The organism is Candidatus Contendobacter odensis Run_B_J11 (genome assembly GCF_000531125.1).
Classification (GTDB): domain Bacteria; phylum Pseudomonadota; class Gammaproteobacteria; order Competibacterales; family Competibacteraceae; genus Contendibacter; species Contendibacter odensensis.
The window spans coordinates 23,510-33,865 of the sequence record NZ_CBTK010000046.1 but is presented as its reverse complement, the minus strand read 5'-3'; the positions used below and the strand labels follow the sequence as shown (position 1 = coordinate 33,865).

The 10,356-nt window shown below is 58.9% G+C and carries 13 protein-coding genes; all 13 read left to right on the top strand.

The genetic code is table 11. From position 1 onward, the window contains the following. Nucleotides 1-884: hypothetical protein (locus BN874_RS04155; RefSeq protein ID WP_420886102.1), on the top strand; the 884-nt coding region annotated here is incomplete at its 5' end. A 150-nt stretch (nucleotides 885-1,034) separates the two neighbouring features. Then, nucleotides 1,035-1,919 carry a glucose-1-phosphate thymidylyltransferase RfbA gene (gene rfbA / locus BN874_RS04150; protein WP_034431018.1) on the top strand — a complete coding sequence of 295 codons (885 nt, stop codon included), beginning with the start codon at nucleotides 1,035-1,037 and terminating at the stop codon, nucleotides 1,917-1,919. Continuing rightward, a complete protein-coding gene (gene rfbC, locus BN874_RS04145) occupies nucleotides 1,916-2,473 on the top strand; it encodes a dTDP-4-dehydrorhamnose 3,5-epimerase (RefSeq protein WP_034431017.1) in 558 nt (185 codons plus the stop codon). Before rfbA ends, rfbC begins: the two co-directional genes overlap by 4 nt. Nucleotides 2,474-2,475: 2 nt before the next feature. After that, on the top strand, nucleotides 2,476-3,078 hold the full coding sequence (locus BN874_RS04140; RefSeq protein ID WP_051497395.1) for a peroxiredoxin: 603 nt from the start codon (nucleotides 2,476-2,478) through the stop codon (nucleotides 3,076-3,078). Nucleotides 3,079-3,129: 51 nt separating this feature from the next. Beyond that, nucleotides 3,130-3,501: a CCDC90 family protein gene (locus tag BN874_RS04135; RefSeq protein WP_034431016.1), complete on the top strand. Its 372-nt coding sequence runs from the start codon at nucleotides 3,130-3,132 to the stop codon at nucleotides 3,499-3,501. Nucleotides 3,502-3,563: 62 nt separating this feature from the next. Beyond that, nucleotides 3,564-4,448: a dTDP-4-dehydrorhamnose reductase gene (rfbD, locus tag BN874_RS04130; RefSeq protein ID WP_034431015.1), complete on the top strand. Its 885-nt coding sequence runs from the start codon at nucleotides 3,564-3,566 to the stop codon at nucleotides 4,446-4,448. Then, a complete protein-coding gene (gene gspE, locus BN874_RS04125; RefSeq protein ID WP_051497394.1) occupies nucleotides 4,438-6,156 on the top strand; it encodes a type II secretion system ATPase GspE in 1,719 nt (572 codons plus the stop codon). The genes rfbD and gspE overlap by 11 nt, the downstream gene beginning before the upstream one ends. Next, complete coding sequence (locus BN874_RS04120) at nucleotides 6,137-7,357, top strand: type II secretion system F family protein (RefSeq protein WP_034431014.1); 1,221 nt, start codon at nucleotides 6,137-6,139, stop codon at nucleotides 7,355-7,357. The genes gspE and BN874_RS04120 overlap by 20 nt, the downstream gene beginning before the upstream one ends. Before the next feature lie 98 nt (nucleotides 7,358-7,455). Further along, a complete protein-coding gene (gspG, locus tag BN874_RS04115; protein ID WP_034431013.1) occupies nucleotides 7,456-7,887 on the top strand; it encodes a type II secretion system major pseudopilin GspG in 432 nt (143 codons plus the stop codon). A 21-nt stretch (nucleotides 7,888-7,908) separates the two neighbouring features. After that, nucleotides 7,909-8,373 carry a GspH/FimT family pseudopilin gene (locus BN874_RS04110; RefSeq protein ID WP_051497393.1) on the top strand — a complete coding sequence of 155 codons (465 nt, stop codon included), beginning with the start codon at nucleotides 7,909-7,911 and terminating at the stop codon, nucleotides 8,371-8,373. Next, nucleotides 8,370-8,780 carry a type IV pilus modification PilV family protein gene (locus BN874_RS04105; protein WP_051497392.1) on the top strand — a complete coding sequence of 137 codons (411 nt, stop codon included), beginning with the start codon at nucleotides 8,370-8,372 and terminating at the stop codon, nucleotides 8,778-8,780. The genes BN874_RS04110 and BN874_RS04105 overlap by 4 nt, the downstream gene beginning before the upstream one ends. Beyond that, entirely contained in the window at nucleotides 8,780-9,451 is a 672-nt protein-coding gene (locus BN874_RS04100; protein ID WP_034431012.1) for a type II secretion system protein GspJ, read from the top strand. The genes BN874_RS04105 and BN874_RS04100 overlap by 1 nt, the downstream gene beginning before the upstream one ends. A 5-nt stretch (nucleotides 9,452-9,456) precedes the next feature. Next, entirely contained in the window at nucleotides 9,457-10,341 is an 885-nt protein-coding gene (locus BN874_RS04095; RefSeq protein WP_034431011.1) for a type II secretion system minor pseudopilin, read from the top strand. Nucleotides 10,342-10,356: the final 15 nt, after the last annotated feature.

The window sequence follows — 10,356 nt, the reverse complement described above, 5'->3', positions numbered from 1 at the left end:
GGCGGCGGGGAGAAAACTCTGCCTCGACCGAGATGGAGTCGGTGAACACAGAATCCGGTGATGAGATCGCGGAACAACCCGCCGCCCGTGATCGGAATCAGCCATCGGCTGAAACCGATGCAGTGGCCGTATCGGTATCGCCCGTTGCCACTGCGGGATCATCCGTTGCACCAGGGTCACAGCGGCGGATTCGCAGCGGTCGCCCTCGTCTGCCCCGCGAGGTGCTGGCGGCGGCGAGAGCCGTTACCGAGAATGTGGCACTGCCTCTGCCGCAGGAACCGGTGCCGCCACCGCCATCGTTGCTGGAATATCCAGTGGCCGATACCGAAACGGTACCGGCCGCGCAGCTACCGGTAATAGCCGCCACGCGGATTACTGACGGTTCTGCTGAATCTGCCCCGGTCGAATCGGTCGCTCCATTGGCCGACCCCGTTGCAGTTCATGAAACTGGGGTTTCCGCACCGGAAGTCATCGTCACCGTTGCTGATCAATCCGCAAGCGCCAGCATAGAAGCCATTAAGGAAAACTTGCCCGCAGTTGAGCCGATAGACACGGATTTCAAAGCCAGTGAACCCGTAGTAGAACCGGCAGGGATTGAACCTGCCGAGGTATCGCCCTCACCCGACTCCGGCGCGGTTGACGGGATCGTTATTCCCACGATGGAAGTTGTTGTTGCCACTGCGCTGCCGGTGGAGGAAACCGGTGCGGTTACGGTTGCAGCGGAGACCCCGGTTGCGGCGGAAGCAGCGGCAACCGCTCAAATTGCCTCCGATATTCTTTCCGCAATGGAGGAAGCAACCGTTGTCGAAGCCTCATCCGATGCTGTAGAGCCAAACTCGGCGACACCACCAAAGCCTGACACCGAGGATAAACCAGCAGTTTGAGCGATAAAGCGGGGCTGGAATGCCAGCCCTGTTATTTCTGGTGCAATGATTAAGTAGTTAAAATTCCATCTGCATCGAATTCAGATCGCAAAATACCCGCTTTTTCCTCGTTCTCACTGACTTACACCACCGACCTCCGATCCGAAAATCATGGCATACAAAGGCATCATTCTCGCCGGTGGTTCCGGCACCCGGCTGCACCCGTTGACAGTTTCAGTCAGCAAGCAGCTTATGCCGGTTTACGATAAACCGATGATCTACTACCCGGTTGCCACACTGCTGCTGGCGGACATCCGCGACATTCTCATCATCACCACGCCCCGCGACCGGGACGCCTACGCCACGTTGCTAGGCGATGGCAGCCGGTGGGGGGTGAATTTTCAGTATGCGGTGCAGCCGAGTCCCGACGGGCTGGCGCAGGCGTTTCTGATCGGCGAGCGATTCATTGACGGCGATCCAGCCTGTCTGATTCTGGGCGACAACATTTATTACGGCCAGGGCTTATCGGCGATGCTGCGCCGGGCGACCGCCCGCAGACAGGGCGCGACGGTGTTCGGTTATTACGTGCGCGACCCGGAGCAATACGGCGTGGTGAATTTCGATGCCCAGGGCCGGGCGGTAGACATCGAGGAAAAACCGAAACAGCCCAAATCCAACTATGCGGTGACCGGACTGTATTTCTATGATAACGAGGTGGTTAACGTCGCTAAATCCATTCGGCCCTCGGCGCGCGGCGAACTGGAGATCACGGATGTTAATAAGGTCTATCTGGAACGCGGCCAACTTAACGTCGAATTGATGGGACGTGGCTACGCCTGGCTGGACACCGGTACCCATGAATCATTGCTGGCAGCGGCGAACTTCATGCAAGTGGTCGAACAGCGTCAAGGTTTGAAGATTGCCTGCCCTGAAGAAGTGGCTTGGCGGATGGGCTACATCAATGACGAGCAGTTAGCCCAATTGGCCGCACCGCTGGCCAAAAGTGGCTACGGTCTCTATCTGCTGGAATTGCTGGAGCGGGGAATCGTTCAATGAACGTGATCGCTACCGACTTGCCTGGTGTGTTGCTGCTGGAGCCGAAGGTGTTTGGCGATGGACGCGGTTTCTTCATGGAAACGTATCAAGCCGCCCGCTACCACCAAAGCGGGATGCCCGAATCCTTCGTCCAGGATAACCATTCCCGCTCGCGCCGGGGAGTGTTGCGGGGTTTGCATTATCAGTTGACCCAGCCACAGGGCAAGTTGGTGTGGGTGACTCGCGGCGCGGTATTCGACGTAGCGGTAGACGTTCGCCGGGGTTCGCCGCATTTCGGGCGTTGGTATGGCTGTGTACTGGACGATGTGGATCACCGCCAGTTGTATATTCCACCCGGTTTTGCCCATGGCTTTTGCGTACTGTCAGACGAGGCGGATTTTTTCTACAAATGCACCGCCTATTATCATCCAGCCTCGGAACGCGGCATCGCCTGGGACGATCCGGCGATTGGCATTGACTGGCCGCTGCGCGATGTGGCGCTATCGGCCAAGGATCAGGCTAATCCGCGTTTGGCGGATCAAGCAGTTGAGAATCTGCCGATTTACGGGATTTAGCCATGAGCGCGAATCTGTTCCAGTTGCCTATGGATCTTCCCGTGCCGGTTGACGATGGTGCTGCGGCGCATTTGGAGCAAGTACTCTTGCCATGTATATCGCTTCCAAGTACGGACGGTACGACGGTCAATCTCGCGGCGATGGAAGGTCAGTGGGTCATTTACGTTTACCCGATGACTGGACGCCCGGGCTTACCTTTGCCTGACGGTTGGGATGCGATACCAGGCGCTCGCGGCTGTACCCCTCAGTCGTGTGGCTTTCGAGACCACTACAAGGAGCTGAAGCAACTCAGATCGGGGGTCTTTGGGCTTAGTACCCAGACCAGCGAGTATCAACGTGAGGCTCGTGACCGATTGCATCTGCCCTTTCAATTACTCAGCGATAGTTTGCTTCAATTGAAGCATTCTCTGCACTTGCCCACGTTCACGGCAGCAGGAATGGAGTTATTTAAGCGTATGACACTCATCGTGCAGCAGGGGAGAATCAAAAAGGTGTTCTATCCGGTATTTCCGCCGGATCGGAATGCCGATGATGTATTGGCATGGCTACGAACAGACTCCCAACCCGACGTTACAGGGGATGCGCCGCTTGCAGTGCGCCCCTGAGCTTTGACGTTGGCAAAACACCAGTGCATGGATTTACGAGGAATGCCAGCCATGAGTACGATTGTTTTGGATACCTTGGAATACGCCACCAAACTGAAGGCGGGCGGTTTCACTGATCAACAAGCCGAAACTCAGGCTCGCGCTCTGGCGGAAGTGGTGGAAAAGCAGTTGGCGACTCAGCAGCAGGTTAGCGAGCATGAATCGAATTTGCGCCGCGACATTGAAGCGTTGCGGCTGGAATTGAAGCGCGATATTGAAACCCTGCGGCTCGAAGTGAAGCGCGATATTGATGTGTTGCGCGCAGAGGTTAAAAAAGACATTGCCGAAACCAAGGCGGAACTGATCCGCTGGGTCGTTGGCGTCAGCATTCTGCAAACCACGCTGATCGTTGGCATTCTGGCGCGGCTGGCGAAAGTCATTTGAGCCGGCGCGCCACCGCCATCCGCCATGCTGAAAAAAATACCGGTTTGAACGAGGGCTGAATCATGCGAATCGCAGTTATCGGCGCTAAGGGCCAAGTCGGTTGGGAACTGGCTCGACGTGCGCCCCTACTGGGTCATGAAGCGCTGGCTTGGGATATGGCCGAACTGGATATTACCGATGCCGTCGCCGTGGATCGGGCGTTGGCGGTGAGCGGCGCAGACGCGGTAATCAACGCCGCCGCCTATACTGCGGTGGATAAAGCCGAGCAGGAGCCAGAACTGGCGTTCGCGGTCAATCGCGATGGTCCGGCTCATCTGGCCGCCGCCTGCAATCGCTTGCATATCCCGCTGCTACATATTTCTACCGATTACGTCTACGACGGCAACAAGCCCAGCCCTTATGTTGAAGACGATCCGGTTGCGCCGCTCGGCGTGTACGGTCAGAGCAAAGCCGAAGGTGATGATGCCGTGCTACGGTTATTGCCCCGACATTTGATCCTGCGGGTGAGTTGGGTATTCGGGATTCATGGTCATAACTTCGTTAAAACCATGTTGCGGCTGGCGCAGGAGCGGGAAGAATTGCGGGTGGTCGCGGATCAATTTGGTTGCCCCACCTATGCCGGCGACATCGCCGATACTTTGCTGGAACTGGCGGGGCGCACAGCGGAAATTGACGCCAGCGGCGCGTGGGGCACTTACCATTATTGCGGGGCGCCAGCGACCACTTGGCACGGTTTTGCCAGTGCGATCATTGAACAGGCACCGGCTGTTGAAGTCTTGCGAGTGCAGACCATCACCGCGATTACCACTGCCGACTATCCTACGCCCGCTGCCCGTCCGGCCAATTCGGTGCTGGACAGTTCCCGGCTGGCGTTCCGCTTTGGGATTCAGCCGCGTCGGTGGCGCGATGGGTTGCACGCTCTGCTGGTAGCGTCGTATGCCGGCTGATCTCGGCGACTTGCTGGTTGAACACCAGAAACTGAGCGATGCCGATCTGCAACGCGCCCGACGAGTGCGAGAGGGCAGCGGCGAGGCGCTGGATGCGTTGCTGGTCAAACTCGGTCTGGTGTCAGAGCGCGATATGGCCGAGGCGCTGGTAGCGCAACTGAATCTGCCGCTGGTTCGGCCCGGCGATTATCCCGAAGTACCGGCCACCAACGGTAGTGTATCGCCACGCTTTTTTAAGGAGTCGCGGGCGATTCCGCTGTTTGAGGACGAGCAGGGTTTGACCGTGGCCATGGCCAACCCGACCGATGACTATGTGTTGTCGGCGTTGCGGCTGGCCACCGGCAAGCCGATTGTGCCGCGAGTGGCGATTCCATCGGAACTCGAAGTGGCCTTTGAACGGCTGTATGGCAGTGGGCGTTCGGCGATGGGCCAGATTGTGGATTCCATCGGACTGGCCGACGACCTCACTGATGAGGAGCAGATTCAGCACCTCAAGGAGTTGGCGAGCGAAGCGCCGGTGATTCGCCTGGTCAATCTGATGATCGCCCGCGCCATCGAATCGCGGGCTTCCGATATTCACATCGAACCGTTCGAGAACCGGCTCAAGATTCGCTACCGGGTGGACGGGGTGTTGCGCGAAGTGGAATCGCCACCATCACGATTGTCAGCAGCGGTGATCTCCCGCATCAAGATCATGGCCAAGCTGAATATCGCCGAGCGGCGCTTGCCGCAAGACGGGCGGATTCAGTTGCGGGCGCAGGGCAAGGAAATCGATCTGCGAGTGTCCACGGTGCCGACGCTGTGGGGGGAAAGCGTGGTGATGCGGATTCTGGATAAAGCCAGCGTGGTGCTGGACTTCGAGGTGTTGGGTTTCAGCCCGCGCACCCTCCAGCGCTTCCGGCAAATTCTGGAATTGCCGCATGGCATCCTGCTGGTGACGGGTCCCACCGGTAGCGGCAAAACCACCACGCTCTACACCGCTCTGCAAACGCTCAATACGCCAGAGCGGAAGATTCTCACCGTCGAAGATCCGGTGGAATACCAGTTGGAAGGCATCAACCAGATTCAGGCCAAACCGCAGATTAATCTGACGTTTGCTCATGCCCTGCGCGCCATCGTTCGCCAGGACCCGGATGTGATCATGATCGGTGAAATGCGCGATCTGGAAACCGCCGGCATCGCGGTGCAGTCGGCGCTGACCGGCCATTTGGTACTGTCCACCCTGCATACCAACGATGCCGCCGGCAGTATCACCCGCTTGCTCGATATGGGTGTAGATGACTATCTGCTAACCTCAACCATCAGCGGCATTCTGGCCCAGCGCCTGGTGCGGTTGCTCTGCATCCACTGTCGCCAGCCCTATCCGGCCTTGCCGGAACTGGTAACGGAAATGCGGTTGCATCGTTTCACCGATACCCATGACATCACCTTATACAATCCGGTTGGCTGCGAACACTGTGGTGGCACCGGCTATCGGGGCCGGGCGGCAATCATGGAATTTCTGGTGATGAGCGATCCGCTGCGCCGGCTGGTGCTGAAACATGCGGATGCCGGCGCATTGCAAACCGCAGCTCAACAAGAAGGCATGGACAGCATGTATGAGGACGGTTTGCGTAAGGCGGTGGCCGGTCTGACCACGATTGAAGAAGTGTTGCGAGTAACCACACAGCAGGAGCAGGAGGACCAGGGTGCCACGCTACCGTTATGAAGCGGTGGATGCCGCCGGCGAAACCTTGCGCGATGAACTCGATGCCGCATCGCCAGAAGCGGCTATCGAGCGCCTGCGTGATCAAGGTTTACTGCCTTTATCGGTCGCCGAAACCAAAGGCGGTTTCCTGCTTGGCAGTTTCGGTCAGCCCTGGTTCAGCAAACGCCGGGCACTCTCGCAAAAAGTTGTCATGCTGTTGACCCAGCAATTATCCAGCCTGATCAACGCCGGTATGCCGCTGGATCGGGCGTTGACCATCCTGATCGGGGTGACTGACGATGAACCGAGCAAGGTGCTGGTCGAACGTGTGCAGGAAAAAGTACGCGGCGGGTCAACGCTGGCTGATGCCTTGGAGGCGCAAGGGGTGTTCTCGCGCTTCTATCTGAACATGATCCGCGCCGGCGAAACCGGTGGAGCGCTGGAAGTGGTGTTGAAGCGACTCACTGAGTTTTTGGAACGGTCGCGGGCATTGCGGGAGACGGTGACTTCGGCGCTGATCTACCCGTTGATCCTGCTGTCGGTGTCGGCGCTGTCAGTGATTATTCTGCTCACCTTCGTGGTACCGCAGTTTCAACGGCTGTTTGCCGATGCCGGTAAGGCCTTGCCGCTGGCGACCCAGATCGTGATTGCCGCTGGCGACGGCTTCCGGCATTACTGGTGGGCGGGTGCGATGGCGATCCTGCTGCTGGTGGCGGCGATGCGCCAGCAGTTGAACCAACCGGAGAGCCGCTTGCGCTGGGATCGCTGGTTTTTGCGCCTGCCGCTGTTTGGCGATCTGATCGCCAAGGTGGAGACCGCCCGGCTGACCCGCACCTTGGGTACGCTGCTCGGCAATGGCGTGTCGCTGTTGAACGCATTGACCATCGTCCGGGAGACTTTGACCAACCGGGTGCTGGCGGGGGCGCTGGGTGAAGTAGCCGAGCAGGTCAAGAGCGGTCGCGGGCTGGCCGATCCATTGCTGGAAAGCGGCGATTTTCCCAAGCTGGCGGTGCAAATGGTTCGGGTTGGCGAGGAAACCGGCCAGTTGCAGGAGATGCTGCTGCAAGTGGCCGATACCTATGATGCCGAGGTGCAAACTGCGGTCAAGCGGATGCTGACGCTGCTGGAGCCGGCGATGATTTTAGGTCTGGGCGTGATTATCGCCGGTATCATTATGTCGATTCTGGTAGCGATCCTCAGTTTGAACGATTTGGCTTTTTGAATAAGCCGGTTATCAAATCCCCCCAACCTCCCTTTGTCAAAGGGGGGCAAGCGAAGCGCGGGGGGATTTTGATTACACAACTTTTGGGTAGGCCATTGATGAACCTTCAAACTCGTTGCCGCCGCTTGGGCGGTTTTACCTTGATCGAATTGCTGGTGGTTCTGGTCATTCTTGGTTTGCTGGCCGGGTTAGTCGGGCCACAGGTGATCAAGTATCTAGGCGGTGCCAATACGAAAGCGGCCAAGCTGCAAATCGAGGACTTCAGCACTGCGCTGGATGCTTTTCGGCTGGACATGGGCCGTTATCCCACGGCTAACGAGGGTTTGGCGGCGCTGGTGGTGCAACCGGCAGGCGCAACCCGTTGGAACGGCCCTTATCTGCGCAAAAACGTCGTTCCCAAAGATCCGTGGGGCCACGATTACCAATATCGCGCCCCCGGTCAGCACGGCGCTTTCGATCTGTATGCGCTGGGTGCGGACAACGCCGAAGGCGGTGATGGCGAGAATCAGGATGTGGTGAGCTGGCAATAAGCATCGCGGGCGAATCAGGCAATGATCGGACGGATGCGGCAACGAGGCTTCACTCTGCTGGAAATCCTGGTGGCGCTGGTGATCGGGGTGTTGCTGGTGGCGCTGGTGCCGCCATTGCTATCCGGCATGAGCGGCGCTACTGAACTGCGGAGCGCGGCCCGCCAACTGGCTGCCGGTCTGCGCAGCGCCCGCAATGAGGCGATCACCCGCCAGCGTGAGGCGGTACTGACGCTTGATTTGGCGCAACACCGCTTTGGTGTAAGCGGCGATCCCCGTGAAATCAAATTGCCGGGTGGAGTAGCGCTCAAACTCTACACCGCCCAGTCGGAATTGATCGGCGGCGCTACTGGCAACATCCGCTTCTTTCCCGATGGCAGTTCCACTGGCGGCGCGATCACCGTCAGCGATCCAAAACGGGCCTATCGAGTGAACGTAGACTGGCTGACCGGCGCGGTTGCCATTGTTGAACAGGACGCGACGCTGTGATTTGCCGCTGCCGTCAACGCGGCTTTTCCCTGCTGGAAGTGCTGGTTGCCTTCGCCATTCTCAGCGTTTCACTGGGCGTGTTGCTGCAAGTGTTCGCCACCGGCTTGCGCAATGCCGGTATGGCCGACGACTACACCCAAGCGACGCTGTACGCCGAATCGATCCTGACCGCCTACGGCCGTGAGGCTCCGCTGGGCGAAGGGATCCGCGAAGGCGCGATCAACGACCGATTTTCCTGGCGCGGTACAGTCAGTGCCCATATCGAAGGGATGCCGGATTCCGACAAAACCCGAGTTAAGGCTTATCGGATCAGTGTCGAAGTTTTTTGGCGCGGTCTGGTGCAAACCCGCTCGGTCATGCTGGAAACCCTGCGGCTGGTGCCGCTGGAAGTGCCGGAGCGGCGCTGATGACTGTGGCAAAACCACAAATCCCCCCGACTACCTCCCTTTGGCAAGGGGGGATAGCCAAGCCGGGAGAATTTTGGCGGCAAACGGGTTTCACTCTGCTGGAGTTGATAGTCGCCATTACCTTGATGGGGCTGGTGCTGGTGGTGTTGTACAGCGGATTGCGGCTGGGGTTGAACAGTTGGGAAGGCGGCGAGCAGCGCGCCGAAGCGACCAACCGGCAGCGGCTGGTGGAAGAATTTTTGCGTCGCCAGTTGGCGCAATCCATCACCGTTTACCGAACCAACGACGGACAGGAGAAGGCGGTGGTGTTTACCGGCCAGTCGAACAGCATCGAATTTGTAGCGCCAATGCTGGCCCAGTTGGGACCAGGCGGACTCTACCGGGTACGGATCGATGGTGCCAATAGCCGGCTGCAGGTCCACTTTCGCCCGTACCGGTACAACAATCCGAACGCCGGCGAAGAACAGGAATCGGTACTGCTGGAAGGAGTTTCCGCACTGGAATGGGCCTATTTTGGCCCGGAGCGGGACGACGACGCCGAGCCGCCGCGTTGGCGCTCTGACTGGGTTAGTTCCGAGCGGCGGCCATTGCTGGTGCGCTTGAATCTGACCCTGCGGGGTGAGCCTTGGCCCGATCTGGTGGTCGCCCTGGCCGAAGGGCCACGGCGATGAGCGCTATGGATCAATATTCGCGATGCTCGACCGGCCAACGCGGCATGGTGCTGGTCATTGTGTTGTGGATCGTCACCCTACTGGCGGTGATGGCCGGCGGCTTCGCCTATTCCATGCGCGTCGAAACCCGCTTGGCGACCAGTGCGGTCGAACGGGCGCAGGCCCGCGCCCTGGCCGAGGCGGGTGTGGCGTATGCCCTGACCTGGCAACTGGATCCGGAAGTTCAAAAGCAGTGGCCGCCGAACGGCGATCCGCACGAGTGGATGTTTGGTAACGGGCGACTGCGGATTGAGGTGACCAATGCCGGCGGTCTGGTGAACCTGAACACCGCCGATGCCGAACTGCTCAAGGCGTTGCTGAAGACAGCGGGGGTAGCTACGGGAGATCAGGATCGCATGGTGGAAGCCATTCTGGACTGGCGCAGAAATCCGGGTGATCAACAGATGCTTGGGGTCGGCAGCACCACCACTGCAGGGCCGAAGATCGCACCGTTCGAGAGCCTCGATGAATTGGGACAGATTTTGGGAATCACCAGAGAACTCCACGAGCGGCTTGCCCACATGGCAACCGTCTATTCATTTCATTACGGGGTGAATCCAGAACTAGCGCCCATCCAGGTGTTGCCGGCCTTGGGTCTGGATGAACGCACTATCGCCGATTATGTGCAGGCTCGCGCCCGTGCCGCTGCCGATGGATCGTCCCCGCCGCCATCATTACCCCAAGGTAACAATCCATCCTTTTTCTCCCAAAGCCGTTCGACCGTTTATCATATCGCCGTTGCCGCAGAAACAGGACCGGGAACCGCTGTGACCGTGAAAGCGGTTTTCGACACCCAGAGCGGGACCAGCGGTCGAGGCTTGCGGTTGCTATCGTGGCGTGAGGGGTGGTAGATAAAGCGCACGCCC

What these genes read in the sequence shown, in the direction of transcription:
- rfbA (WP_034431018.1), top strand. Translation starts at nt 1,035, where the DNA reads ATGGCATACAAAGGCATCATTCTCGCCGGTGGTTCCGGCACCCGGCTG.
- rfbD (WP_034431015.1), top strand. Translation starts at nt 3,564, where the DNA reads ATGCGAATCGCAGTTATCGGCGCTAAGGGCCAAGTCGGTTGGGAACTG.
- BN874_RS04110 (WP_051497393.1), top strand. Translation starts at nt 7,909, where the DNA reads ATGATCGGACGGATGCGGCAACGAGGCTTCACTCTGCTGGAAATCCTG.
- BN874_RS04140 (WP_051497395.1), top strand. Translation starts at nt 2,476, where the DNA reads ATGAGCGCGAATCTGTTCCAGTTGCCTATGGATCTTCCCGTGCCGGTT.
- BN874_RS04095 (WP_034431011.1), top strand. Translation starts at nt 9,457, where the DNA reads ATGGATCAATATTCGCGATGCTCGACCGGCCAACGCGGCATGGTGCTG.
- rfbC (WP_034431017.1), top strand. Translation starts at nt 1,916, where the DNA reads ATGAACGTGATCGCTACCGACTTGCCTGGTGTGTTGCTGCTGGAGCCG.
- BN874_RS04100 (WP_034431012.1), top strand. Translation starts at nt 8,780, where the DNA reads ATGACTGTGGCAAAACCACAAATCCCCCCGACTACCTCCCTTTGGCAA.
- gspG (WP_034431013.1), top strand. Translation starts at nt 7,456, where the DNA reads ATGAACCTTCAAACTCGTTGCCGCCGCTTGGGCGGTTTTACCTTGATC.
- BN874_RS04135 (WP_034431016.1), top strand. Translation starts at nt 3,130, where the DNA reads ATGAGTACGATTGTTTTGGATACCTTGGAATACGCCACCAAACTGAAG.
- gspE (WP_051497394.1), top strand. Translation starts at nt 4,438, where the DNA reads ATGCCGGCTGATCTCGGCGACTTGCTGGTTGAACACCAGAAACTGAGC.